This window comes from Ochrobactrum sp. XJ1 (genome assembly GCF_024701725.1).
Classification (GTDB): domain Bacteria; phylum Pseudomonadota; class Alphaproteobacteria; order Rhizobiales; family Rhizobiaceae; genus Brucella; species Brucella anthropi.
In genome coordinates this window covers 114,248-140,124 of the sequence record NZ_VDGD01000001.1, presented here as the reverse complement: position 1 = coordinate 140,124, position 25,877 = coordinate 114,248, and the positions used below count along the sequence as shown (strand labels likewise).

Genomic DNA, 25,877 nt, shown 5'->3' with positions numbered 1-25,877 from the left:
AAGGAACGAGAACCATGGCACAGGTACTTGGCATTGTGGACATCGTCTGGCGGGGCCGAAACATCCCCGTCGAAAAGGGCGCAAAAATCAAGGTGGGTGGCATCAAGAACAATGCCGTCACCTATGGCCGCAAGGTCGGTCGCGCCCAGGAGTTTGAGGCTTCGGAAATCACCGCGACAACGAACCTCGAAAAGGGACAGCGCTATGGCAGTCTCTGGGATGAGGGCGAAGGCGAATTGCAGGTTGTCTGCGATACCGGCCAGACCTTCATTTTCGGTGACGCCTTCCTGACCGACCATCCGGACATTACGGGTGGCGAAGGCGGCAAGATTGAACTCAAGTGGGCGGGCGGCGCTCCTGAAGAGGTGCTTTAATGGCTAAGAATGTTGTCGATCTCGATCTCACCGACGAAGAGCGTCCGGTCACGGACGCAGTGGTGGACCTGGACAGACCTGTTTCCACCAAGGCTGTTGTGGTCGCCGATGTCGATGAGGACATCGATCCGAACGATCGCCTGCCAGATCATGCAATCCAGAATGACAATGGTTCGGTCACGCTGCCACTGCTCTACCCCCGGACACTGGAGATCAAGAAGGGCGGGAAAGTACGCGAGGAGAAATATTCCGAGCTGACTTTCCATCGTCTGACCGGCGCTGATCAGCGGGCTATTTCCGCCACGTCAGAAGATTCGATGAACGTCGTCGCGTTTTCGCGTTCGACGCGGATCAGTCAGGCCATCATGAACGTGCTCTATGACAGGCTTGATGCGGCCGACATCACCGCATCTGCGCAGGTGCTGTCCTCTTTTTTGGCGAGTGGCCGGAAGACTGGCAAGTAATCCTCGGCGGGATCGCCGATGGATCGGGCTTCTCTGCCGCTGAAATCGACATGATGGAGGCGGCAACCGCCACCTTCTGGTGGAACAGCATCATGGCTTTTCGCAACAGTATCAAAGAGGCAGAGGGCTAGACCATGGCATCAAAATCAATGGCGCTCGATGTTCTGGTCCGGCTTCGCGATCAGCTCTCCAGTCCGATGCGCCGCCTTACAGGCAACCTTCAGAAATTGACCGGCTTTGCGCGCCGTATCGGGATACTCGGTACGGCGGTTGCCGCTATTTCCTTCATGGGGCCGGTTCAGGAAGCCGCAGCCTTCCAGCAACAGCTGCTCGACATTGCAGGCACCGCCGAACTCTCCGGCAAGGCCGCGTTTGATTTCGCGGCCAAGGCCAAGGTTGAGTATGAGGAACTGGCCCTTGTCATCGGTCAGGCGTCGGAAACGATTGCGGCCGGTGCAGGCCAGATGATTGCTGCGGGTGTCGATCAGAAGCTGATCGACGCCACCATCGGCGATATCGGCCGCGCTGCCACGGCGGCGAACGCAGAATTTTCTGACATGGCTGGCGTTGGCACGGCCATGCTCAACAACCTGAAGCTTCCCGCCGATCAGATGCGCGACAGTCTTGGTGCGCTTGTGATCGCCGGTAAGGAAGGTTCCTTCGAGCTGAAGGACATGGCGCAGCATTTCCCGCGCCTGACTTCGCAGGTGGCAAAGTTCGGCGTGAAGGGCCGCGAGGCTGTTAACTTCCTCGGCTCGGCACTCCAGATCGCCATGAAGGGCACGTCCGATCCGTCGATCGCGGCGAACAATCTTTCGAACTTCCTGTCGAAGGCGCTGTCTGAGCGCACCATCAAGAACTTTGCAGGCATGGGCGTCGATATTCAGGCCGTCATGCTGGACGCTGCATCCAAGGGCATCAACCCGCTGGAAGCCATGCTGCAGAAGGTCGGAAAGCTCACCGGCGTCGGCGAAGAGCAGATCGGCAAATACATGAAGGCCGCAGAAAAGAACGGTCTCAAGGGTGCCGAGGCGCTTGCCTATGTTCGCCAGCAGTTGGAAGCGATTGGCGCGGCCAGCAAGGTTTCCGAGCTGTTCTCCGATCAGCAGGTACTGGATTTCATCGTGCCGTTCATGGCGAACGTGCAGGAATACAAGGACATCAAGGAAAAGGTCGCCGCCGCGACGGGTGCAGCGATCGACACCGATTTTGAGACACAGATGGCGGGCATGAACCGGCAGCTGACGATCCTCAACGAAATCGGCACACAGTCCATTCGCGAGGTCGGCTTTGCTTTCGGTGAATGGCTTCCGACCATCAATGAATGGCTGCTCGCCGGTATTCGTTGGGTGCGGCAGATCGATCAGGCAACAGGCGGCTGGATGAAAACCCTGCTGACTGGCGCAGGCGGTGTCGTTCTCCTGGTCACGGCGCTTGGTGCGCTCGGCCTTGTCCTTCCGATTGTCGGTGCGGGTCTTGGTGCGATCGGCGCGTTGATCGGCGTGATCCTGTCACCGCTTGGCATTGTGATCGGCCTACTGGCTGGCGCTGGCGTGCTAATTGCGAAGAACTGGGACAAGGTCGCGCCCAGGCTCATGAAGTTCTGGGATGGCCTGAAGGACCGCGCCTCCAAGGCATGGGAAGGCACAAAGCGTCTGTGGGGGCAGGCACAGCCTTATCTTTCCCGCGTCTGGTCGCGCGTGTCGGACGGCGCGGTTCGTGCCTGGAACTATGTTGCGGATGCTGCGCCACGCGCATGGTCGCGGATTTCGAATGGTGCCCGCTCAATCTTCGCCAATATCAATTTTGATAGCCTGAAGGTTGGCAGTTTGAAGGTTCTTGAAGGCGTCTTCAACGGGCTTCAAACCGCATGGACCGCACTGAAGGATATTGGCAAAGGCATCGAACCATCGCTGGCGCCGATCGGCGAAAGCCTGAAGCGCACCTTTGGCCACATGGGCGATACCTGGAACAACCTGAAGGAATTGGGCAGTGCTCTCGGTACGCTTGCCAGCAACCTGATGCAGCTTGTCGGTTTTGACACCAGCAAGATGAGCGGCTTTGCACGCACCATGGGCGAATGGCTCGGCAAGCTGGAATTGCTGAAGTTCACCGGCCTTGAGAAAATCTGGCAGGGCATATCGGCACTGACGAAGGGACTGGCCGAACTTGCAAATTGGGCAGCGGGAAAAGCCGAAATGCCGAACTGGTTGGCAATCTTTCCTGATTACGCCGGCCGAGCGGTAAACGTGATTGCTACCGGCGTCGAAAAGCTATGGGGCCTGTTGACGGCTCCCATCCAGATACCAGTACTCGCATGGGACATGCTATCGAGCGGTTTTGATGCCGTGAAAGATAAGATCATGAGCGGCATTCAGACGATCATCGATAAACTTCAGTGGCTCGCTGGCGTCATGAAAAACATCTGGAGCGGTGCGACGGTCCAGCCGGGGCAAGCTCTTCCTAACGGCAGCACTTCGAACGGCAGCCGGGATAGCACAATGGACGATTACCTGAAGGGGCCGACCATGCGGCCATCTTCTCCCGCCAACTCCAATGAAGCGGAAAAGCGCGCCAGTCTCTCGACGCCGACACGCCTTGCAGCTGTTGCCGGTCCAGCGCAGTCAGTCAATGTCGGTGGCGACATCCGTATCAAGGTTGATGGTCCTGGCAGGCTCGCAAGCGCCACGTCCGACAACAAGAATGTCGGGCTTACGACCGATCGCGGCCGCGTGATCGGCAGGGCATAGGGGTAATCATGATCTTCGACAGCATCAGCGACGTTCTGCCAGGACTGCTTCCAGCTTCATATCGTGGGATTTCGTTCCACGTGCCCGATACCTCAACACAGGTCGGCCGTCGCGTTGCCGAGCATCTGTTCCCCGGTATCGATCAGGCGGCGTATGATGATTTCGGCCTTGCGACACAAACCGTCCAGGTTGAAGGGCTGATCGTCAGCGATTCCTATATTGCCCAGGCACAGGCTCTGAAGGCCGCATTCGAGACACCGGGACCGGGTACGCTTATTCATCCATGGCTTGGCCCGATGCAGGTCATCCTGGAAGAGACGGCCGAGATTTCCTTCGCCGCCCACGAGCTGCGCGTCGTCCGCTTCAGCGCCACCTTCAAGCGCTATAATGGCATGGGGCTTTTGGGCTTTGCTTCAACCGCCTCGGCATTGATCGGTGCTGCCCTTTCGCTTGTCTCCCTTGCCGCGTCTCTCACTACATCGCCATCGAGGCGAACCCTGTCCCGGCTTCGCACCGACGCCACACAGCGCACCGCCCGACAGGTTGTTTCCTACTGGCAGTCCGGCGCCGGAAGGGCTTCTGCCCTGATCACAGCAGCTCTGCCGCAAACCTTGCCTGCCACGCCTGAAGCCTTGTCCAGCGCCACCAGCTCGGTGACGGACATGATCGTCAATCTCGTTCCCGATCTCGCCGGAACGCCTGCGGTTGCTCCGGCGGCAGAAGCAACCAGCTCCTACACCGGCCTTTCGGCACGTCAGGCACTCGACATCAACGCCAGTGCCAGTGCTGCTTTTGTCGTTCTTGCCGGTGATACCGTATCGCGTCCGGACACGGTGTTGTTGGCCGGAACGGCTGGCGATGCGCTTGCCAAGGCCGGACAGCTCGCTGCCTATGTCGAGTTCGGTTCACGAGCGGAAGCAAGCGCGCTGCGCGACAGCCTGGTCGGCCAACTGGATGCCTATACCGATCTGCTATCCAGCCTTTCCGATTCCGATTTTGCTGCCGAAGCCAGCGCCACCATCCGCGCTACCCGCGACGTTCGCTTGTGCCTGATTGCCGATATCAATGAAGCGATCGGACGCTTGCCAGCATCGCGTATCATCGAAACCGATCGGCCGTCCGATGCCTTCCAGATTGCCAATCATATTTATGGTGACGATCCGTCCGCGATCGAGGACGGCTACCTCTCGATCATCGAGCGCAATCGACCGCGCCATCCAGCCCGCATTCCTGCTGGCCGCGTCGAGGTGACGGAATAATGGCGCGCACGATCTGGCTGAAGGTGAACGGGCAGATATTCGACCAGTGGACGAATGCCAACATCACCCGCGACCTGAAGGATTTCAGCGGCTCCTTCAGCTTCGAGCTGCGCGATTATAGCCGGGCGCTTTCCACTTTCGATTTCGCATCGCCTGCAAATGCAGTCTTTACCCTCAAGCCGGGTATGGAAGCGGAAGCCTATGTCGAGGATCAGCTCGTCCTGAAAGGCTATATCGAAACCGTTTCACCCGATATCGATGAAGAGCGCGCCATGGTCTCGATCTCCGGCAAGGACAAGGCGGGTGATCTTGTGGACAGCACGGCTGCACCGAACGGTCCATCCGAGTTCAATAATGTGAAGCTGGAAGAGGCCGTCAAGCGCATCGCAGAACCGTTCGGGCTTTCCGTCCGTTCCGAGATTGATACCGGCGATGCCTTTCCTCGCTATGGTATTGACCTGTCCGAAACCGGCTTGAGCGCCATCGACAAGGGCACACGCCAGCGCCACGCGCTCGTCATGTCGGACGGCGTCGGCGGTGTTGTCATCACCCGGACTGGAGCGAACCGCGCTCCGGCAGCGCTCTCCCTGCCTGGGAACGTGAAAGCCTCATCTGGCCAGTTCACGCACAAGGATCGGCATTCGAAGGTCGTCGTGCGCGGGCAATCGGAAAAGGCTGCTACCGTTCGCGACGGTCGTGCAGCACCGCTTCTCGGTGGCAGCGCTCCGGTAAAGCCGGAAGACAGGGAAGCAACCGACGGTTCGGCCACCGAACGCGAACGGCGCGGCGTTGTCGCCAGTGGCGAGGCGACCGACGACGAAATCAGGCGCTATCGCCCGATTGTGCATCTGGCCCGCTCCAAGGCCGACGACAAGGGCTGCAAGGACGAAGCCGACTGGCGTATGCGCACCAAGCGCGGCGAGAGCGAGGAAATCTCCTATCGCGTTCATGGTTACAAAGCGAACGGGCGTCTGTGGCGCGTCAACGAAATGGTCGAGGTCTCCGATTCCTTTCAGGACGTGTTCCGCGACATGCTGATATCCCGCGTCACGTTCCTTCAGCAGGAAGATGGCGGCGAAGAAACCGAGATCGCCGTCACGTCGCCTGAAGCTTTCGACAACAAGCCTGTAAAGGGCCGTCGAAAGAACGTTAAAGGTCGAAAGAAGAGCGGCAAAAAGAGCAAGGGCAAGGGATCGGGCGGACCGATGGACGGCACCGCATCGGCCCTGTGACTTTGAACAATGTGAGGTCGATCATGGATCATGAAACAGCCAGCAAGGTTCGCGGTATCGTTCGCCGCGTCGTCCTGAAGAACATCAGTGATGATGGCGAAACACAGACCGCCTCGGCGGAAGTTGCTCCCGGTATCTGGCGCGACAAGGTTGAGATTATGCAGCCTTATGGGCTGGCAACCTCGGCACCTGAAGACGGTGCACTGGCGCTTGCCGTCGCCATCGGTGGTAACGAGGATGACATTGTAATCCTGCCGGTTGGCAATCCATCCGCCCGCATGGGTGGGCTGAAGGCCGGCGAAGCTGCTCTATATAATCAGCACGGTGATGGCATTCTCGTGGGCGCTGACGGTACGGTCAGCATTCAGGCCGGTACGTCGATCGTGCTGAAGGTTGACGGCGTGACCGTAACGATCTCGGCTGGTGGCGTTGACATCAAGGGCGGAACCGTCACCCATGACGGCAAGAACATCGGCTCAACCCATGTTCATATTGGCGTCTCTCCCGGAAACAGTACTACCGGCGTTCCACAAGGATAATCTGTTTCGTGCCCGCCTTGGCGGGCATGATCGTTTTCGCGCGCGCGCGATAGAACCGGGGCATGTTTTACGATGTGGCACTCATCTATGACCCGGAAACCCGCCGCGCTGATCTGGAGATCGGCGCGGATGGCGATCTCGTCATTGATGAAACCCCGATCACGCCGGTTCTTCTCTCAGTCGGCCTTGATCGCCGTGCAAATTCCGACGATCCGCTGCCGGAGGGCCGCTCACAGTTTCTGACAGGATCAGGCATTGATGTCCGGCGCGGTGCTGCAGGTGACGCGCTCGATCCTTATGGTGAGCGTATCGGTTCGCGATGCTGGCTGCTTGATCGCGCCAAGGAAACCGAAACCACCCGCCTTCTTTACCACAGCTGGCTTGCCGAAAGCCTCGAATGGGTGACCTCTGATACCGGCATTCCAGCCGAGATCGAGACGGAATGGGTCGCGACACAAATGCTTGGCTGGCGCGTCCTGGTCGATGACACTGCTATTTCCGGCCGGAGGACTGCCTAATGCCTTGGCCCGTTCCTTCCGCAAAGACCATCGCTGAACGCATCGCCTCTGCCATGGAGTTCAGCATTTCGGTTGTGCGGCCGCTTGTCGATCCGCTTGCAATTTCGCGCGCAGTCCGCTCGGCGCGTGGCATGCTTGCCATGATTGGCCGTGCCGTCGCACTGGAAGCGCGCGAGATCCACGATCATGTCGCATGGTGGGGCAGACAGTATTTTGTTGATACCGCCGAAGACGAGTTCGTCCAGCGTCATGCCGATATCTGGGGCATTGTGGCACGGCCCGCCACCTATGCAGTGGGCAATCTGACGATAGAAGGTGCAGCTGGAACGCCGCTGCCTGCCGATCTTGAAATTGCCGGTTCTGACGGCACCCTTTACTGGACGACCGCAACAGCAATTATCTCACCGAATGGCAATGTGACAGTCGCCGCAAAGGCTGTTGTCGCGGGTCCATCTGGAAATCTTGAAGCTGGTGTTCGGCTTCGCACAGTGATCGCATTCCCGGAAATCAACCGTATCACGGTGGCTGATGGCGGCTTTGCTGGTGGCGCTGAAGCTGAAACCCCTGTGGAACTTGCTTCCGCGACCATGGCCTATATCCGGCAGCGTCCGCATGGCGGCGCAGGCTTTGACTATCCGACCTGGTTGCGGGAAAAATTTGACGTTCGCGCTGTGAAAACCGAAACCGATTGGGTCGGACGCGGCTCTGTCGGTGTCATAGTTGCCATGAAGGATGGTACGTCTGCTCGCGCGCCCACTGAATCGGAAATGGCCGAGCAACTCGTATATCTGGGCGCGCCTGGATCATCTTCCGGCGTTAGGCCGGTCACCGCCTATGTCGTCATTGTCCCAGCCGAGATGCGCGAAATCCCGATCACGGTTCGCGTGCGTCCCGACACAGTGGCGACACGTGCCGCCGTCGAGGAGGCCTATGCAGCCTTTATCGCCACCATTGGTGATGTGAACGACGATCAGAACGATAGTCCGATCGGTGCGCGTATCGAGCCGTCGCGGGTTTCCGAGGCGATCTCAGCTGCGTCGGGTGAATATGCGCATGATCTCATCTCGCCTGCAGCACCGTTCACACTCGATCGCGACCAATACCCGCTTCCAGGCGATATCACGTTTGAGGACCCGCTATGACCCGGCCGCAATCCTCCATTCTCGCCAGTCTGATCGGTAAGCTTCCGCGCGGTTTCGCGCTCGGAAAACGCGAAGGCGTTCTCGATGCGATCCTCGACAGCATCGCCAAGGTTCTCGTCCAGGCAGAGGCGGACGCCGAAGGCCTTATGGATGAAATCGACCCGCGCACGTCGAATGCGCTGTTGTCGGATTTCGAGCGGGTTCTTGGTCCCGATCCGTGCGGTCGCGATCTCGGAAACCAGATGCTGGATCAGCGGCAGCGCCGCGCGCACCAGCGCTGGATTGCCAAAGGTGGTGCCAGCATTCCGTATTTCCTCAAAATGGCGGCAAGCCTTGGCCACACTATTGAGATTGAGGAATTCTGGCCATCCGTCGCGGGTAGCCTTCAGGCGGGTCAGCCGCTCATTGCCGAGGGCGAGCAATTCACTTGGCGGGTGAAAATCCAGCTTATTTCCGAGTGGCTGTTCCGGGCAGGCGTGAATACTGCAGGCCAGCCGCTCGGCGGGTTTGAAATCAGTGACATTGAATGCGAGTTGCGGCGGCTCAAGCCCGCGCACACTCAGCTTGTTTTCTCTTATCTGGAGACCTGACATGGATCGCGTCAACGGTAACAATCCGGTTGATATTGGCGGGGGCCGTCGCGGCTTTCGCTCGCAAAACGCCGCCGCAGGCGTTGCAGGCACCGAAGTCACCGCGAAATACCTTAATGACGTGCAGGAGGAAATCTGCGCCGTCATTGAAGAAGCAGGGATGGATCTTGATCCGGATAACCAGCGGCAGCTTTACACCGCTAATGCTCTCAACACACAATCAGGTAAATGGGGTTACGCCGTTGCTGGCGGGTCAGGCAACGCGCTAACGGCGACGCTAACCCCTGCGCCGTCAGCATATACCGCTGGTATGGTACTCGCTGTTAAGATCGGTGTGAACAACACCGGTCCGGCTACCATTAATATCAACGGCCTCGGCCTAAAACCGATTGTGCGCGTCGACGGATCGGACTTGGAAAAGGATGACCTGATTGAAGGGCAAATTGCTACCCTGATGTATGACGGTTCGGCATGGCAAGTTGATGGCTTGAAATCTTCACAAATGCCGCCACGTACCATGACTTCATATCCTGCGGCTGGCACCTACAGTTTCATTGTGCCTGCAGGAATCTATAAAATTTATGGCATCTGCGTTGGCGGTGGTGGCGGTGGGGCTGGAATGGGGGTTTTGCCTAACGGTAACGCTGCGCCGGGCGGTGGGGGCGGATCGGGTGGCTTTAGCGAGGGCTGGATTGATGTCGTTCCAGGTCAAGTGATACCCATTACGGTCGGTGCTGGTGGCGCAGGGGGTACCGCATCAACCGGAACGAGCGGGTCTTATGGTGTCGATGGCTCACCGGGCGGGACATCGAGTGTTGGCGCGTTTTTATCTGCGGTTGGCGGCGGTGGAGGTGGTGCGGCAACAGAAAGTGGGGGCGGGAGTGGCGGACAAGGCGGCAGCGGTGTCGGCGGACAGATGACAGGATATGGTGGTTCGGGCACCGATGGTGGTGGCCGGCGAACCCCACATGTCGGAGGAAGTGGAGGGTCTAGTCGCTTTGGTGGAGGTGGGCGCGCAGGAACTTATACTGACATCATCCTCAATGGGGTGGCACAAGGGAGCGGCGGTGGAGCCGTTTACTCGAGCTTCCAAAGTCAAGCGCTTGGCAAGGGCGGCAATGGTGCTAGCGGATCGGTAATTATTCAATATTGAGGGCAATCCAATGCGTTATGTTCGTATCGATAATTTAGTGGTTGCGGAAATTGTTTCTCTGCCAGGCAGTTTGACGCCGGAAGATGCCTTTCATCCCGAAATTGCCGCAACATTCGTGTCCTGTGAGGACGAAGCCGTGGAACAAGGCTGGTTGTATGAGAACGAGACCTTCTCACCGCCTATGGCTCCGCCTGAGTTGACGCCAGAAGAAAAACGCGCGGCAATGCCCAATCTGACGGCTCGCCAGCTCCGCCTTGGTCTGTTGCACCTCGGAAAACTTGGCGGTGTTCCCGAAGCAATCGCCGCTTTGCCCGAACCAGAGAAATCACAGGCAGAGATCGAATGGCAGTTCGCCAGCGAGTTCCGGCGTCTCCATCCTCTGATTGTCCAGTTGCGTCCGATCCTCGGCCTCGCAGATGAGGATGTCGATCAAGCCTGGCTCGAATTTTCCCAGGTGTGAAATGGCAGCTGTTATTGGTGTTTTGTTGGATGATTTGCGCGGCCTTCTGTCTGTCGAACATGACGGAACGATCACTTGGGATGAACTGCAAGAGCTGAAGAACGAATATTTCGGGGCGGATGCAGTTGCGATCGAGGTTTATCCGCCTCACAGCCATGTCGTGAACAGTCTGCCTATGCGCCATCTCTGGAAACTTGGATCGGGTGAATATTGGCCTGATCTAACCGGCCAAAAGATTGTTGGCGATCTGACCTTGCGTGATCGTGAAATCCTCACACGGACCGAACTGGAGTTTCTCAGCCGAAAGCCGAGCTAGGGACGGCCACGTCAATTCGTGGCAGCGGGGCAATCCGCCAAGATAAGACCCGCCCGACAGCCATTCGAGATAACCGTCGCATCCGTGCCCTCTCGGGCAATTGGTTTGTGACCGATTCTCTTAGGAACGTACATGAGCCAGAAGGCCGATTTTATTGCCGTCGATGCTGTATCGCCGCCCGCTGCCTATATCGGTGGGAAGCGCCAACTCGCCAAGCGCATTTGCCAAAAGATCGACACAATACCGCATTCACTTTACGCGGAGCCGTTCGTGGGCATGGGCGGTGTGTTCTTCAGGCGCACTGCCGCCCCACGCGCCGAGTTCATCAATGATCGTTCGAAGGATGTGGCGAACCTCTTTCGTATTCTTCAGCGGCACTATCCGCAGCTTATGGACACGCTTCGGTTCCAGATAACCAGCCGAGCGGACTTCGAACGCCTTACTGTTACTGATCCCGAAACGCTCACTGATCTGGAGCGGGCTGCACGCTTTCTCTATCTCCAGCGCCTGACGTTCGGCGGGAAAGTTGCTGGCCGGACCTTCGGTGTGGATTACAGCCGCAGCTCACGCTTCAACCTTACGACACTTGCGCCGATGCTCCAGGAAGTTCACGAACGGCTTGCCGGGGTGGTTATCGAGAACCTGGACTGGACGGTGTTCATTCAGCGTTACGACCGGCCAGAGACCCTTTTCTATATAGACCCGCCTTATTGGGGATCGGAGGGCTATTACGGGAAAGACCTATTCGGCCGAGATCAGTTCGAAATTCTTGCCGAGCGCCTTGATCTCATCAAGGGACGGTTCGTCCTGTCGATCAATGATGTTCCAGAGATACGGAGCATCTTTGCGGCTTTCGTCATCGAAGGGGCGGAGCTGACCTATTCGGTTTCAGGAGGAAAGGGAAAGCCGGTGCGGGAACTGATCATCAGCAACGCTCCTTAATCCACTCTTCAAGATACGTTTAATGAGCGTCTCGCGCAGTTCTTTGACATTGTAAATCTGTTGCCACTCGATCTTGCGCGCGCTGCCACGCGATTTTGCGCGCTACACGTCGTGTAGCGCGCAAAATCGAATGACAACAGTTTTACGATTTCAAAGAACTGAGCGGAACGTTCATTGAAGCCCCACTGAAGGGGCCGTTAAGCCCTCCCGCTAATTATCAGTTCGTTGACCACCTTCCCCTTACCGTCAGCCGCTGCGTAGGTCAGGTCCACATCTTCGATGTCGAAGGCCGAAAAGATCGATCGGATCTCCGGCACGTCGTTGATGGACATGATGAAGCGACCCATGATGCGACCGAGGCGCTCGGCCATCACCTGGTATTGGCCTCGGCTGAACAACTCCTTCCCATAACAGTCCTCGCTGCCCCAATACGGCGGATCGAGATAAAACAGCGTCTCCGGTCGGTCGTAGCGGTCGATGAAGGCGCTCCAGTCGAGGTTCTCAATGACGCCAGACGCAAGGCGTTCATGGATTCTGTCGCAGTGGCGTCAGTCTCACTGCATGAAGCGGGCAATAGCACCACTACGCGGCTGAACCGAAAGGTCTTCATCATCCTGATCGGTTTCGAGCCGCTGCAGAATCGGGCAATGGGGGCGATGGTCGCCGTGACAGGCGTTGACCAACGTCGTGAGTGTCTGGGTCATGTCTTGCAGATCGGCGATCTTCTTCTGGAGTTCGTCGATATGAACTTGTGCCAAACGTTTGACTACCGCGCTCTGTCGCGTCTCGTCACGCCATAACCCGAGAAGATCACCTATCTCCGCAACGGAGAAGCCGAGATCTCTGGCTCGCCGTATGAAACGGAGCATATGCACGTCTGTGTCCGAATAGTCGCGGTAGCCGGAAGCTGTTCGGTCGGCAGCAGGTATGAGGCCGGTCTGCTCATAGTAGCGGATCATCTTGGCTGATACGCCGGATGCTTTAGAAGCTTGTCCAATATTCATGTAATCACTCCCGCAATCTTCAGGCCGGCAAAGCCTTAAGAGCATTTTCGCGAGAGCCGATCTGGAACGTGCAAGTATCGCCTTTATTGGGTAGACAAATTGCTGCGTTCTTCGTCTCTGGAGTTCTAACAAGAGCATTCATAGCTGACTCCTTTTTCGTTCCGAAATTCAGGTTCAGTCGAAGTATGGTTCTTCCAACCGTGGGAAGGTCAATGACATTTTTCTTGTTTTTTCCACTTGACCTTTCCACGGTTGGAAGAACCACCTTGCATGTCATGAGACCCAAACAAGGAGAAATCTCATGGAATTGAAAATCGAAGGCATGACCTGCGGCGGGTGCGCCAAATCTGTAACTATGGCGATCCAATCGGTAGATTCCGGCGCCAAGGTCGACACCAATCCGACAGAGCGCGCGGTCAAGGTCGAAACAACTGCGACACTGGCATCTGTCTTGAAGGTTCTCGAGGAAGCAGGTTATCCCGCAACCGCTAACTGAATAGGAACAAGATCGCGCCGATATTCATCACGGATGTGCTTGCGATCAGCGCAGGCATGGCGATCGCACAAGGCTAGATGACAACGGATAATCCATGCATTGTCACGATATGTCTGCAATGTAGAAGCCTTTGTCGAGCAGTCCTTCGACAAAGGCCTATACAGTCTCCATGGATACCATGATGAAGAAATGAAGCGCCGATCACAGCGACTAGCTGCCTGGAACCGCCGCCGCGTATCATGACCATACGCAGCGGCGGCTTTTTATCTCAGTATTATTCTCCGCCGGAAATCATCGGTATGGGGCAGTCCTGTCTGGAACGCATCTCGGAAAAAGTGAAAAGGTTTCGAACAAGTCGGCTTTCGGAGCAAAATTAAAGGGCGCAAATCTGATCCAGACCTGCGCTCTATCATCACGTTGTCCACTTCATCGATTTGCACAGCGATTTTAGTGGCGAGCAACAATACTCTGAGTTTTCGCCGCCCGCTGCCGGCTCATCTGTTCAAGCAAGGCTCGCAACTGGTTTTCATCCACAGCATCTGCAGCCATGACAGCGCGGATTATGGGATCCGAGAGTAGTTCCTGAGCGGTTGGCTCCGGGTAGCAGTCGAATCTATTGCACATATGAATTCTCTCCCTTCATACTCTCTCAGGATTGACCCTTGATCCAGTTCACTGGGCTGGTGTTTGGTTAGGCCCGTCATCGGGCGTGAAAAACACATCGGCATGCATGTCCTCAACACGTAATCCGCGCGCCAAGGCGAGCTGAATGGCAGCGTCAACCATTCCCGGTGAGCCGGCGACATAGGCCTTCCACCCATCAAGGTCCATCAGGTCGTCGGCAACCGCCTTTGTCACAAAACCACAGCGGTACTGTGTCGCTTCTGCCTCGGATAACACCACCACAAAGGTAAGATTGGCATACTGTTCGGCCAAGGACTGAAAATGCTCGACGAGGTAGAGATCACACTCGCTGCGTGCTCCGAAATAAACATGGATCGGCTGCTTCATGCCGTGAGCAAGGGCGGTCTCAACGATCGACTTGATCGGCGCAAGGCCGGAACCGCCAGCGATGCACAGCATCGGGCCGGAATGATTTTGGCGCAGATAGGAGGAACCAAGGGGAAATTCGAGTTCAACTTTGTCACCGGACTTCAGCGCGCCGTGTATGTGTTCGGACGTAATACCTCCTGCGACGCGGCGAACGTGAAATTCCAGACTGCCCTCACCTACACGGTTGGCCATGGAATAGCTGCGCATCGGAGTTCCGGTAAATCTGATCTGGGCATATTGTCCGGCGGTAAACGGCAAAGACGAGCCATCTGCAGGCGCAATTCGTATCAGTTTGATGTCGTGCGTGAGGTCATATAGTCCGATCACGACTGCATCAAGACGCCGCGGAGCCTCCACGGCCTTTTCGTCGCTGACAAGCCACGCGACAGCGACATCCGTTTGCGGCAATGCGCAGCACGCGAGGATCAAGCCGTCGGATTTCTCCTCCTCAGTCAGTGCAAAGCGCGAGTGCTGAAGCAATTGAACCTCACCCTCGATCAGGCGCGATTTGCATGAACCGCAGCGACCGGATCGGCAGCCATGAGGATAGGAAATACTGGCAGCGAGTGCAGCTTCGAGGATTGTTTGTCCGTTCGAGACTTCCAGTCGGGTCCGTGTCTGTCGTATATCAACGTTTCTTCTGGTCATCCGGCTTTCCTTACAGTCCATCATTCAATCCGAGGGCCTTGAGCAAACCTGGCTTCTGCCGCACGAATGTTCCGTAGAAAATTTCGGAACCGACAATCGTGATCGGAGCCACCCGAACCCCTGTGCGCGCTTTGGCTTCCTCGGCAATCTCCGGCTCACTTAGGTCGCGCTCCTCATAGGAAAGCCCCTGCTCGGAGAGCCAGCGCTTAAGGGCATGACAGTCCGGACAAGTCGGGGTTGTGTAAATGAGAATGTGTGGCGTACTGGTGTGCGTCATATCTGGGCCTTTCACTCGGTGGACGTGCTTGCGTTCCCAGTCCGGCCGACAATCGACTGGCGTTCTGAGCGGAATTTTTGTCAGCCTGCAGCTTCCAACACTTGTAAGGTCAAGACCGTTTTTTTGCGCAGGGACGTGACCCGATCACGAACAGTGCGAAGGCTCCGGCCCTCACATGCAAGAGCAGCATCGTTTGATCGATCGCTTCTTCTCTTTCCCGGAATATTGGCGAAACAACGCGCGAGATTGGCCGCCAAACGAGGTTGCAGCTGCCACCAATACTCTCCTTGGGAAAATAACTCTCAGGGCCTTGACCTTTCCACCGTTGGAAACAGCAAGGTCGTCAAATGACCGTCGTCATGTCCCGCTGGCAGACGCTGCGGCCCTATGAAGGAGAACGAGAATGAGTAATAGAGCCGCCGCCCTGTTCCTGGCCGGCGCCGTCATCGTTGGTGGTACCTTTTATGCGGTCTATCGAGACGATATCGAGCCATATACCCAAAGATTCCTCTCGCTTGTTTCATCCGCAGCCGCACAGCCCGCTCAAATGCCTGCTCCCCAAGTACCGGTTGCCGAGGTCGTCACACGCAATGTTGCCCCATCCGTAGAGTTTACCGGTCATACCGAGGCCACAAGGACAGTTGACCTGCGTCCACGTGTAGGTGGGGCCATAGTTAGCGTCAGCGTTCCTGAAGGCGGCCTTGTTCGACCCGGCGATCTTCTGTTCCAGATCGATGCAAGGCCGTTCCAGGTCGCATTGGATGCAGCCAAAGCTCAATTGCAGCAGGCTATTGCTTTGCTTGATCAAGCTGAGATCGATTTCAAACGCGCTGAAGCGCTGGCTCCGAATGGGACTGTATCGCGTAAGACCTTTGATGATGCGAGGGCTGCACTTAGGCAGCGCAAGGCTCAGGTGGAGATCGTCAAGGCTGCCATTGCAGCTGCAGAACTCGATCTGTCTTTCACGCGTGTCACAGCACCGATTGCCGGTCGCGTTGATCGCGTTCTTGTCACAGAAGGCAATCTCGTTACCGGCGGCAATGCGGGGGCTGCCACGCTTCTCACCACGATTGTTTCGACCGATCCACTCTATGTTTATTTCGATATCGATGAAGCAACCTATCTGGAATTCGCAGCTCGTGGACGCGCATCCGTGACGGAGGGCGAAGCAGACAGGCTTCCGGTTAAGGTCGGCTTGATGACCGATAATGGCCACCCGCTTGTCGGCGAACTCGATTTTCTCGGCAACCGCATCGACCGGGGCACAGGCACGATCAGAGCCCGTGCAATCGTTCAGAATTACGACGACAGGCTGGCTCCTGGCCTTTTCGTCCGAGTGAAGCTCGTGACTGCCGAACCGACCCAAACCGTACTCATTGATGAGCAGGCGATTGCCGTCGACCAAGGGCGACGCTATGTGCTGGTACTCGGAGCGGAGAATAAGGCAGAGTACCGCCCGATTGAACTGGGACCGATGATCGACGGAATGCGCGTTATTTCTGCGGGACTCAAGTCCGGTGAAAAAATCATCATCAAGGGGCTCGTTCGCCCCGGAATGGAAGTCGATCCGCAGATAGTGCCGATGCTCTCCAACCAGCAGGGCGAAGCTGCCCAGACTGCAGCAGAAGTTCGGGAGGCGCTTCGATGAACATCCCGCGCTTTTTCGTAGATCGCCCGATCTTTGCGGTTGTCCTCTCTGTCCTGATGTTGATTGGTGGAGGACTCACACTCCTGAAGCTGCCCTTGAGTGAGTATCCGCAGGTAACTCCTCCAACGGTGCAGGTTACGGCGAACTATCCGGGTGCCAGCCCTGAAGTGATCGCCGAAACGGTCGCCGCGCCGCTGGAGCAGGTCATTAATGGCGTGGAGAATATGCTCTATATGAGCTCGCAGGCTGCCACCGATGGACGTATGACGTTGACCGTGACGTTCCAGCAGGGCACGGATCCTGACATGGCGCAAATTCAGGTGCAGAATCGTGTCTCACGCGCGCTTCCGCGTCTGCCGCAGGAGGTTCAGCGCATCGGCGTGGTGACGCAAAAGACTTCGCCCGATATTCTGATGGTGGTTCATCTCGTATCACCCGATGATCGCTATGATCCGCTCTATCTGTCGAATTTCGCCACCTTGCAGGTACGCGACCAGCTTGCGCGTATCTCGGGTGTAGGCGATGTGCTTGTCTGGGGGGCTGGTGAATACTCCATGCGGGTCTGGCTTGATCCGGCGAAAGTGGCCGCCCGCGGTCTGACCGCTTCGGACGTCGTGGCAGCAATTCAGGAGCAGAATGCCCAGGTAGCCGCAGGCTCGGTAGGCCAACAACCAGATGCCTCGGCTGCACTTCAGGTTACGGTCAATACACTCGGCAGGTTATCCAATGAGGAACAGTTCGGCGATATCGTCGTCAAGACCGGCGCTGATGGTCAGGTTACCCGGTTGCGGGACGTTTCACGAATCGAACTAGGGGCTGACGGCTATGCTCTGCGCAGTCTTCTCGATGGAAAACCGGCACTGGCGATGCAGATCGTCCAGAGCCCCGGCGCCAACGCACTCGATGTAGCCAGCGCCATTCGCGGCACCATGGAAGAACTGCAGAAGGGGTTTCCCGAAGGGATCGAATATCGCATTGCCTATGATCCCACAGTCTTCGTGAAAGCCTCCCTTGAGGCTGTCGTGATGACATTGCTTGAAGCCATCGTCCTGGTCGTAATCGTTGTCGTGCTCTTCCTTCAGACTTGGCGTGCTTCGATCATTCCTTTGGTCGCCGTGCCGATATCGTTGGTCGGCACATTCGCCCTCATGTATATGTTCGGTTTCTCGCTGAACACGCTATCTCTGTTCGGCTTGGTGCTGTCCATCGGAATTGTGGTCGATGACGCTATCGTCGTCGTCGAAAATGTCGAGCGTCACATCGCGCTCGGCGAAACGCCCAAGCAAGCTGCTCGCAAGGCTATGGACGAAGTGACGGGACCAATCATTGCCATTACGTCTGTGCTCTCGGCGGTCTTCATCCCGTCCGCATTTCTGTCCGGCCTGCAAGGTGAGTTCTATCGCCAGTTCGCCCTCACAATCGCAATTTCGACCATCCTGTCGGCAATCAATTCCCTCACACTTTCTCCCGCACTTGCAGGCGTGCTCTTGAAGCCGCATCACGGCGACGTGAAACGTGATCTCCTGACACGGGTGATCGACGGTTTGTTCGGCTGGTTCTTCAGGCTCTTCAACCGGTTCTTCGACAGTGCATCGACTGCCTATGTCTGGTCGGTGCGACGCGCCTTGAGGTTGAGCACGCTCGTCCTGTTCGTCTATGCTGGCCTGCTTGGCATGACATGGATGGGGTTCCAGACTGTACCCAGCGGATTTGTTCCGGCTCAAGACAAATATTATCTCGTTGGTATTGCGCAGCTGCCGACGGGAGCGTCGCTCGACAGAACCGAGGCGGTGGTTAAGAAAATGTCGGAGATCGCACTTGCCGAACCCGGCGTGGAAAGTGTGGTCGCTTTCCCGGGGCTTTCGGTCAATGGCATGGTCAATATCCCGAACGCTGCTGTCATGTTCACGATGCTCAAGCCCTTTGACGAACGTAACGATCCCTCCTTGTCCGCCTTTGCCATAGCAGGCCGCTTGATGGGCAAGTTCAGCCAGATACCTGATGGTTTTGCCGGTATATTTCCGCCACCGCCGGTTCCTGGCCTCGGTACGACTGGAGGTTTCAAAATCCAGATCGAAGACAGGGCCAGCCTGGGGCTTGAAGCGCTTGCCGAGGCGCAAGGGGCAATCATGGCCAAGGCGATGCAGGCACCTGAACTCGCGGGCATGCTTGCAAGCTTCCAGATGAATGCGCCGCAGGTTCAGGTGGATATCGACAGGGTGAAAGCCAAATCGCAAGGTGTGCCCCTCAACACAATTTTTGAAACGCTGCAGGTGAACCTTGGTTCTCTCTATGTGAATGATTTCAATCGTTTTGGCAGGACTTATCGGGTGGTTGTCCAGGCAGATGCGCCTTTCCGGATGCACCCGGAAGATATTGGCCGACTGAAGGTGCGCAACATGGCTGGTGAAATGATTCCGTTGTCGGCGCTTTTGACGATCCAGCATAGTTCGGGACCGGATCGCGTCATGCATTACAACAGCTTCCCATCGGCCGATATCAGCGGCGGTCCGGCGCCCGGCTATTCGTTCGGACAGGCAACAGCCGCAATAGAACGCATAATGACAGAAACCCTGCCATCCGGCATGGCCTTCGAATGGACCGAGCTCGCTTATCAGGAGAAGCAGGCCGGAAACACGGCAATGTATATTTTCCCACTTTCCGTTCTACTCGCTTTTCTCATTCTGGCTGCCCAGTATAATAGCTGGTCGTTACCGCTCGCTGTATTGCTGATCGCGCCGATGGCTCTGCTTTCGGCAATTGTCGGGGTCTGGCTTACCGGTGGCGACAACAACATTTTTACTCAGATCGGTTTCGTCGTTCTGGTTGGCCTTGCTGCCAAGAATGCGATCCTGATCGTCGAGTTCGCGCGAGCAAAGGAAAATGAGGGCGTCGATCCGTTAAATGCCGTGCTAGAGGCGGCACGGCTTCGACTTCGACCCATACTGATGACTTCGCTCGCCTTCATTGCCGGTGTCGTACCACTTGTGATCGCAACAGGAGCGGGTGCCGAAATGCGGCATGTCATGGGCATAGCCGTGTTTTCCGGCATGCTCGGCGTCACGTTGTTCGGGCTGCTCCTGACACCGATATTCTACGTCGTGGTGCGAAAACTCGCATTGCGTCGAGATAAAAATGTTGCAGGATCGGCACAAGAACAGAAACCATGACAATAAGCCGAAGCAACCTGACATACGGGAATGCGGAAGAAAACTTGGACTATCAAGAAGGTGGTTCATGTATTCATACGAAGACAATATCCGAGCAAAAACACATTAAACGGCCAATTCCAAGAATACGGCGTCGGCTTGATCTGCGTTCAGCAGTTTGCTCCCCGAGCCCTGAATACTCAAATGTTCACAGGGGGCCGTTGTTGAACAGTTTAAAAGAGAAGGCGGCGCCATAACGGCGAAAGGCACTAGCCGGAACTCCAACGGATTCCGGCTAGTGCTTCGTTCTCTCATTGCCATCCGGTTATCATGCCTTATGGGGCGATTGCTCGTAGCGATCGTGGCGGCGTACCCAGTCCATTCCGCCGACCTCGTTGCGGCCCTTCGGAGCGAGATCGAGCATATTGTAAGTGCCCATCATTGCCTCGACACCGCGTCCATAAGTGGAGTAGGTGCGGAAGACCTCGCCTGCATTGTCCTTGTAGAAGGCGCTGACGCCCGGCCATTCTTCACCGTTTTCCTTCCATTCGCCGAAGTTATAGTCAATTTTTCCGCTGGCGACTTCATCGGCTGAGAAGCTCACCCGAAAATCGTAGTTGAAGTCAGTGTCAAACGACGACACCCATTTGAACTCCCAGCCCATACGTTTGCGGTAACGTTCAATGTCGGCAAGCGGCGCGCGGGAGACGGCGATCATGGTAACGTCGTGATGCGCAAGGTGCTTGTTCATACCGTCGGTGTGGTCAGCCATGAAGGAGCAGCTGGGACAGCCTTCCTTCCATCCCGGCGCAAACATGAAATGCTGCACCAAGAGTTGAGACCTACCGTCGAAGAGATCGGACAGCGTGCGTGTGCCCTCCGGCGTGTCGAAGACATATTCCTTGTCGATGCGCACCCACGGCAAGGCGAGCCGCTGCTGGGCAACCTTGTCGCGAAGATGTGTCAGCTCCTTCTCCGCTTTCAGGAAATCCCGGCGAGCGGTCAGCCAGTCATCATGTGAAACAACAGCGTGTTGCATTGTGAGTCTCCTATGGTTTGGTATTGGGGAGTTGGAAACGGGCGGCAAAAAGCTTCATCCACGGCGATAGGTGAAAGAGGCTCATCAACACGTACATCACGGCCATACTGTTGACGGCGGCGAAGGTCGATGCGTCAGAACACATCATTATGTCCTGCGAGCCGGATGCAGAAATCCACGCCATCAGCGCGAATGTCGGAGTTGCGGCGAGCCCAATCCAACCGGACGCTTTGCCCGTCAGTCTGGACGGCGAACCGACCTTTCCTATTACGGTGCGCATTGGCATTTCCGCTTCTCCCATCGAATTGCCGTTTCCAGCGGTTGCGATACAATGAAGCTAGCTCGGATGGAGGCGCGCGTGAGAGTTACAAGTGTGACGGGATTTCAATGGACCCACTGATCGCCGCCGCTGCAAACGCTCTCTCGGCAGGCGATCCCCTCGCCGCGCTGAAAAGGGTTGCATTACGTGATGACCCGCCAGCGCTGGCGTTGCGCGGCATCGCAATGGCGCAACTCGGAGACTTTGTGCGCGCTAGGGGGCTTCTGCGAAGCGCTGCGCGTAATTTCGGTCCGAAAGAACTTGTAGCCCGTGCGCGTTGCGTCGTTGCCGAAGCCGAAATCGCACTTGTTTCGCGTGATCTCGGCCGGTCATTGCAAAGGCTCAATGCAGCCCGGTCGGCACTTCAAGCGTTCGGTGACCGCAGCAACGCGGCCCACGCCGGCTATCTCGAAGCCCGGCACCTTCTCCTGATCGGCCGTCTTGATGAAGCCGAAGCATTGCTCAGTCAGTTGGATGACAGCGCTCTGCCTCGCGCGTCGCTGGCCGGTCGGGAACTGGTGGCGGCTGGCATAGCCATCCGCCGCATCAGGACCGAACTGGCGAAAGCAGCTCTGGAACGGGCAAGACAGGCGGCGACAGACGCACGTATTCCGGCGCTCTCGACCGAGGTCGACCGGGCAGAACAAGCATTCGGCGCGCCAGCAGCTCGCTTGGTAGCCTGTGGCAAAGAGCGCTTGCTCCATCTCGAAGACATCGAAAGGCTTTTGGCCTCCGATACACTCATAGTGGATACCTGCCGCAATGTAGTGCGTGGAGGAACAACAATAGTTCCACTCATCACTCGTCCGGTGCTGCTTAAACTCATGCGCGCTCTGGCGGAAGCTTGGCCGAAGGATGTAGCACGTGAGACGCTTCTCAAACGGGCTTTCAACGCGCGGCAAGCTGATGTGTCACACCGCGCGCGCCTGCGTGTTGAAGTTGCCCGGCTGCGTGAGGCCGTCAAACCGCTGGCGACACTGAATGCAACCAGGGACGGGTTTGTTCTGCAACCTCACACCACGCGCAATGTCGCCGTGCTGGTGCCGCACGTAGAAGGCGACCATGCCCAAATCCTAGCTTTGCTCAGCGATGGGGAAGCCTGGTCGAGTTCGGCATTGGCGCTCGCCTTGAACGTGAGCCCACGTACGGTGCAGCGAGCACTCGAAGAGCTTGCTCGCGACAGCAAGGTCGAGACATTCGGACGCGGAAGAGCATGCCGCTGGATCGCGGCGAGTGTGCCTGGATTCCCGACAAGCTTGTTGCTCCCCACCACGCAGATTTACAGTTAGGATGAAGACATGAAACACTCAACCGCTGAAATCATCCGTGAATATGGCCCCTTCCCCGATGCAGATGACGTGGCCGGGGTCAGCTTCGACGGCAATAAAGTTTGGTTTGCAACGGGCAAGAAACTGAATGCTCTTGACCCCGAAAGCGGAGAGATCCTGCGCTCGCTCGACGTCGCGGCCGATGCGGGAACCGCGTTCGACGGCGAGCACTTGTTCCAGATCGGTGATTCCATCATCCGAAAGATCGACCCCAAGACCGGAGAGATAGTCGCCACAATACCGGCTCCCGGAAATGGCGGAAACTCCGGCCTGGCCTGGGCAGAGGGTTCGCTCTGGGTCGGACAGCATCGCGCTCGAAAGATACATCAGGTGAACCCCGAGACAGGAGAAGTACTGCGCACGATCGAATCCGATCGGTTCGTCACCGGCGTCACTTGGGTCGACGGCGAACTTTGGCACGGCACGTGGGAAGACATCGGCAGTGATATTCGCCGCATCGATCAGAAAACGGGTGCCCTGCTAGAACGTTTGGACATGCCGGACGGAACCGGAGTATCGGGACTTGAATCCGATGGCGGCGACCTCTTTTTCTGCGGAGGTGGAAGCAGCGGAAAGGTAAGAGCTATTCGTCGGCCCCGACATGGCATCAAATGAGCGCATCGTAGCGGAAGCGCCGGTATGGGCGGAGTGCTGTTCGGGGCGCTACTACATCCGACAGCTGGACATAATGAGCGAAAGCCTTCGCCATATGCGTTCATTGTAAACAAATAGGGTCAATACGATCAGACTAATTGCAACAAGGTTGGTGCATGACGAATGGGCATCCAGACACAGAAGCCGATAGCCCGCGACAAACATGAAGCCCATCGCTTCATGTTTGGGCGATTTGAAAGCATCCATAAGCTTCGTAGACCAGCTAACACTGGGAGGCGCATCGCCGCTTGTCATACCAGAAGCCGCCCTCGCCTTTTCGTGAGCTGACAATCCTGTCGAAGTCTGCCTGTCACCAATTTGATTTCATCTACAGTTTCCTTAACTACTGACCCACACATTGAAGTGCGAACACATAGATTCCTTCATAAGAGATTTTCTTTTTATGTTGTATAACAATGTCTTATGGATATTCTTCTTACTCTCAAACACAATTGGCATCATCATTTGACATTAGTCAGATCGTATGTTTGTCGTGTTGATCGAAAGATTTTTCTGTGCAACTCAGTCACAACAGAGACAGTAGGAAACGAGTATGACATCGGGCGCTCAAACACCGTCTGCGCATGCCATCCCGGCCGAGTTCGATGACGCCATCATCTGGGCGGCATGGCTCTATTACGAGAACCAGCTGACCCAGAACGAAATTGCACAGATGATTGGCGTTTCACGCGCAACCATAGTTAACTATCTGCAGGAAGCGCGACAAAGAGGCGTTGTGCGCATTCTGATGAATCCTGAAATCGCGACACGCACGCATATCGCACGTAAATTGGCTGCGCGGTTTGGATTGTCGGAAGTGCTCGTCATTCCATCGGAAAAATCATTCACGACAGAAACGCGTCTGAAAACGCTGGGCGCAGGTGGTGCACGTTTGATGGAACGCATAGTCAAGCCAGGCCAAACCATCTGTGTTTCATGGGGACGCACAGTACTCGCCGTCGCCGACGCTATTTCATTGCCGCAAGCCATGGAAGGGGTGGTCGTAGTGCAGGTCACTGGTTCCTCCATCGGCAAAAGAGAGTTTTCCGCAGAGCTTTGCACATCGATCATGGCGCGAAACATGGGAGCGACCAGCGTCAATATGCTGGCTCCGGCAGTACTGAGCACGGCCAAGCTACGGGATGCCCTTATGAGCGAACCCGTACTCCAACGACAGTTCGAACTGATCGGCCAGGCCAATATAATTGTGTTCGGTGTCGGCGGCCTGGCCGCCGACAGCACGATGCGCATCGCCGATGTGACCAGTAATGAAGAGATTGATGCTTATGCTCGTGAGGGGGCCGCAGCGGTTCTGATATGCCGCTTTCTTGATCGCGACGGTAACCAAATCGTCCGCGAATTCGACCAGCGCGTTATCGGCATCGAACTGGATGAACTGCGTGGTGTGCCAACGAGGCTCTGCGTTGCGGGTGGAGTCCAGAAGGTCGAAGCGATCCGCGCTGTTCTAAAGGGTGGTTACGCCACGCATCTGGTTACTGATATGGACGCCGCCGAACAGCTTCTTGCCGATTAGAGGGCGAGCCGATTTTCGACCGGCCCACCATCCGTCAGTTTATTGATGAACAGGCACTGTGTTCATGAACGCAAGCGTATCATCGAACGAACGGATACCCGCATCTGAACCGAGTCCCGTCGCGACCAGCGCTGCGGACGCCTGAGCGAAATTCAAAGCAGTTTTCAAGTCCATCTTGCGACGCAATGCTGTAATGAATCCGGCGTCAAAAGCATCACCGCATCCGGTCGTGTCAACAACCTCAATCCGGAAAGCAGGTTGACGCACGATTTCTCCCGATGCGTCCATGAAACAGACGCCGTCGCCACCCAGCGTGAACACGCAATGCTTCACACCGCGTTCGAGGAAGAATGCTCCCGCGCCTTCGGCATCCGCTGCCCCCGAAATCTGCTTCGCTTCCTCGATGGACGGCATGAAGTAATCGATATGTGGGAAGAGTGGAGCGATAAGGTCAAGCGTGCCATCATTCGCGCCAAGCAGATCGAAGGTTGTCGTCCTTCCGCGCGCCTTTGCTTCAGCAAGCAACTTACGGCTCGGTTCGCCGTCGAGCCTTGCCAGCAGGCCGGTACCTCCCAGGTGAATGATCGGTGGTTCCAGCACTGCATCCAGCGCATCGTCGGCGATCTCGAAATGATCGGATGCACCACGTGCATGCAAAGCCGGGCGCTCGCCGTTGCGGCGGATATTCAGAATCGTCGATGATGTTGGCACGCCTCTAAGACGCTGCATCTGTGCCGTATCGACCCCAAAACGTTGTAGCGTCGCGATAACAAAATCGGCCTTCTCATCGTCGCCAACTGCACCCACAGCCAGACAGTTGAGACCGAGTTTGGCTAGGTCCACCACCGTACCGCCGGCGGTGCCTGCAACGGTCAACCGGATTTCATCTATAAACTCAACATTTCCGCCTGGCGGAATCGCATCGACCGGCCGACCGAGCACATCAAGAATATAAAGCCCGACGACCGACACATCGTGTGACATGAAAA

26 protein-coding genes are annotated in these 25,877 nt (G+C 56.7%); 19 read left to right on the top strand and 7 right to left on the bottom strand.

Annotated elements, in window-relative coordinates:
• The first annotated feature begins 14 nt into the window (after positions 1-14).
• From FG152_RS00695 to FG152_RS00635, 13 genes are all read left to right on the top strand, one after another.
• The gene (locus FG152_RS00695; RefSeq protein WP_171380708.1) at positions 15-374 is read left to right on the top strand and encodes a phage tail tube protein; all 360 of its coding nucleotides are present in this window, start codon (positions 15-17) and stop codon (positions 372-374) included.
• A complete protein-coding gene (locus FG152_RS00690) occupies positions 374-838 on the top strand; it encodes a hypothetical protein (protein ID WP_497213996.1) in 465 nt (154 codons plus the stop codon). The genes FG152_RS00695 and FG152_RS00690 overlap by 1 nt, the downstream gene beginning before the upstream one ends.
• Before the next feature lie 134 nt (positions 839-972).
• Complete coding sequence (locus FG152_RS00685; RefSeq protein WP_498984962.1) at positions 973-3,588, top strand: phage tail tape measure protein; 2,616 nt, start codon at positions 973-975, stop codon at positions 3,586-3,588.
• 8 nt (positions 3,589-3,596) lie between these two features.
• Entirely contained in the window at positions 3,597-4,847 is a 1,251-nt protein-coding gene (locus tag FG152_RS00680; RefSeq protein ID WP_498984961.1) for a DNA circularization N-terminal domain-containing protein, read from the top strand.
• On the top strand, positions 4,847-6,079 hold the full coding sequence (locus tag FG152_RS00675; RefSeq protein ID WP_498984959.1) for a phage baseplate assembly protein: 1,233 nt from the start codon (positions 4,847-4,849) through the stop codon (positions 6,077-6,079). The genes FG152_RS00680 and FG152_RS00675 overlap by 1 nt, the downstream gene beginning before the upstream one ends.
• A 23-nt stretch (positions 6,080-6,102) precedes the next feature.
• Positions 6,103-6,618, top strand: a complete 516-nt coding sequence (locus FG152_RS00670) for a phage baseplate assembly protein domain-containing protein (protein WP_498984957.1) — start codon at positions 6,103-6,105, stop codon at positions 6,616-6,618.
• 62 nt (positions 6,619-6,680) lie between these two features.
• Positions 6,681-7,136 carry a phage GP46 family protein gene (locus tag FG152_RS00665; protein ID WP_498984954.1) on the top strand — a complete coding sequence of 152 codons (456 nt, stop codon included), beginning with the start codon at positions 6,681-6,683 and terminating at the stop codon, positions 7,134-7,136.
• Complete coding sequence (locus FG152_RS00660; RefSeq protein WP_498984952.1) at positions 7,136-8,278, top strand: baseplate J/gp47 family protein; 1,143 nt, start codon at positions 7,136-7,138, stop codon at positions 8,276-8,278. The genes FG152_RS00665 and FG152_RS00660 overlap by 1 nt, the downstream gene beginning before the upstream one ends.
• Positions 8,275-8,868 (top strand): YmfQ family protein, encoded by a 594-nt coding sequence (locus tag FG152_RS00655; protein ID WP_498984949.1) that lies wholly within the window; start codon positions 8,275-8,277, stop codon positions 8,866-8,868. The genes FG152_RS00660 and FG152_RS00655 overlap by 4 nt, the downstream gene beginning before the upstream one ends.
• 1 nt (position 8,869) lies before the next feature.
• Complete coding sequence (locus FG152_RS00650; RefSeq protein ID WP_498984946.1) at positions 8,870-10,021, top strand: glycine-rich domain-containing protein; 1,152 nt, start codon at positions 8,870-8,872, stop codon at positions 10,019-10,021.
• A 10-nt stretch (positions 10,022-10,031) separates the two neighbouring features.
• A complete protein-coding gene (locus tag FG152_RS00645) occupies positions 10,032-10,481 on the top strand; it encodes a hypothetical protein (protein WP_498984943.1) in 450 nt (149 codons plus the stop codon).
• A gap of 1 nt (position 10,482) precedes the next feature.
• Entirely contained in the window at positions 10,483-10,797 is a 315-nt protein-coding gene (locus tag FG152_RS00640; RefSeq protein WP_498984941.1) for a DUF7694 domain-containing protein, read from the top strand.
• A 132-nt stretch (positions 10,798-10,929) separates the two neighbouring features.
• Positions 10,930-11,739 (top strand): DNA adenine methylase, encoded by an 810-nt coding sequence (locus FG152_RS00635; RefSeq protein WP_498984938.1) that lies wholly within the window; start codon positions 10,930-10,932, stop codon positions 11,737-11,739.
• A gap of 197 nt (positions 11,740-11,936) precedes the next feature.
• Here FG152_RS00635 and FG152_RS00630 read toward each other — a convergent pair whose 3' ends face one another.
• Together FG152_RS00630 and cueR are read right to left on the bottom strand one after the other, a co-directional pair.
• On the bottom strand, positions 11,937-12,272 hold the full coding sequence (locus FG152_RS00630) for a DNA adenine methylase (RefSeq protein ID WP_122241852.1): 336 nt from the start codon (positions 12,270-12,272) through the stop codon (positions 11,937-11,939).
• Between the two features lie 21 nt (positions 12,273-12,293).
• Positions 12,294-12,743 (bottom strand): Cu(I)-responsive transcriptional regulator, encoded by a 450-nt coding sequence (cueR, locus tag FG152_RS00625; RefSeq protein ID WP_010659229.1) that lies wholly within the window; start codon positions 12,741-12,743, stop codon positions 12,294-12,296.
• A gap of 301 nt (positions 12,744-13,044) precedes the next feature.
• Between cueR and FG152_RS00620 the strand changes: the two genes are divergently transcribed.
• The gene (locus FG152_RS00620) at positions 13,045-13,239 is read left to right on the top strand and encodes a heavy-metal-associated domain-containing protein (protein ID WP_010659230.1); all 195 of its coding nucleotides are present in this window, start codon (positions 13,045-13,047) and stop codon (positions 13,237-13,239) included.
• Positions 13,240-13,911: 672 nt separating this feature from the next.
• On the opposite strand, the gene FG152_RS00615 is transcribed toward FG152_RS00620, so the two are convergent.
• Positions 13,912-14,940 carry a 2Fe-2S iron-sulfur cluster-binding protein gene (locus tag FG152_RS00615; RefSeq protein WP_036584288.1) on the bottom strand — a complete coding sequence of 343 codons (1,029 nt, stop codon included), beginning with the start codon at positions 14,938-14,940 and terminating at the stop codon, positions 13,912-13,914.
• 10 nt (positions 14,941-14,950) lie between these two features.
• Entirely contained in the window at positions 14,951-15,217 is a 267-nt protein-coding gene (locus tag FG152_RS00610) for a glutaredoxin family protein (RefSeq protein WP_010659232.1), read from the bottom strand.
• A 403-nt stretch (positions 15,218-15,620) separates the two neighbouring features.
• On the opposite strand from FG152_RS00610, the gene FG152_RS00605 reads away from it, so the two are divergent.
• Complete coding sequence (locus tag FG152_RS00605; RefSeq protein ID WP_010659233.1) at positions 15,621-16,865, top strand: efflux RND transporter periplasmic adaptor subunit; 1,245 nt, start codon at positions 15,621-15,623, stop codon at positions 16,863-16,865.
• The gene (locus FG152_RS00600; protein ID WP_010659234.1) at positions 16,862-20,035 is read left to right on the top strand and encodes an efflux RND transporter permease subunit; all 3,174 of its coding nucleotides are present in this window, start codon (positions 16,862-16,864) and stop codon (positions 20,033-20,035) included. The genes FG152_RS00605 and FG152_RS00600 overlap by 4 nt, the downstream gene beginning before the upstream one ends.
• A 307-nt stretch (positions 20,036-20,342) precedes the next feature.
• Here the strand turns inward: FG152_RS00600 and FG152_RS00595 are convergent, their stop codons facing one another.
• The gene (locus tag FG152_RS00595; protein WP_010659235.1) at positions 20,343-21,053 is read right to left on the bottom strand and encodes a DUF899 domain-containing protein; all 711 of its coding nucleotides are present in this window, start codon (positions 21,051-21,053) and stop codon (positions 20,343-20,345) included.
• A 10-nt stretch (positions 21,054-21,063) separates the two neighbouring features.
• The gene (locus FG152_RS00590; protein WP_036563506.1) at positions 21,064-21,354 is read right to left on the bottom strand and encodes a hypothetical protein; all 291 of its coding nucleotides are present in this window, start codon (positions 21,352-21,354) and stop codon (positions 21,064-21,066) included.
• 86 nt (positions 21,355-21,440) lie between these two features.
• Between FG152_RS00590 and FG152_RS00585 the strand changes: the two genes are divergently transcribed.
• The 3 genes from FG152_RS00585 (at position 21,441) to FG152_RS00575 (ending at position 24,888) form a co-directional block, all read left to right on the top strand.
• Positions 21,441-22,661, top strand: a complete 1,221-nt coding sequence (locus FG152_RS00585) for an HTH domain-containing protein (protein ID WP_151607528.1) — start codon at positions 21,441-21,443, stop codon at positions 22,659-22,661.
• Positions 22,662-22,670: 9 nt separating this feature from the next.
• Positions 22,671-23,315, top strand: coding sequence for an NHL repeat-containing protein (locus FG152_RS00580; protein ID WP_010659238.1), 645 nt, complete (start codon positions 22,671-22,673; stop codon positions 23,313-23,315).
• A gap of 592 nt (positions 23,316-23,907) precedes the next feature.
• Positions 23,908-24,888, top strand: a complete 981-nt coding sequence (locus FG152_RS00575) for a sugar-binding transcriptional regulator (protein ID WP_010659239.1) — start codon at positions 23,908-23,910, stop codon at positions 24,886-24,888.
• Between the two features lie 39 nt (positions 24,889-24,927).
• On the opposite strand, the gene FG152_RS00570 is transcribed toward FG152_RS00575, so the two are convergent.
• Positions 24,928-25,872 (bottom strand): carbohydrate kinase family protein, encoded by a 945-nt coding sequence (locus tag FG152_RS00570; RefSeq protein ID WP_010659240.1) that lies wholly within the window; start codon positions 25,870-25,872, stop codon positions 24,928-24,930.
• Between the last annotated feature and the right edge of the window lie 5 nt (positions 25,873-25,877).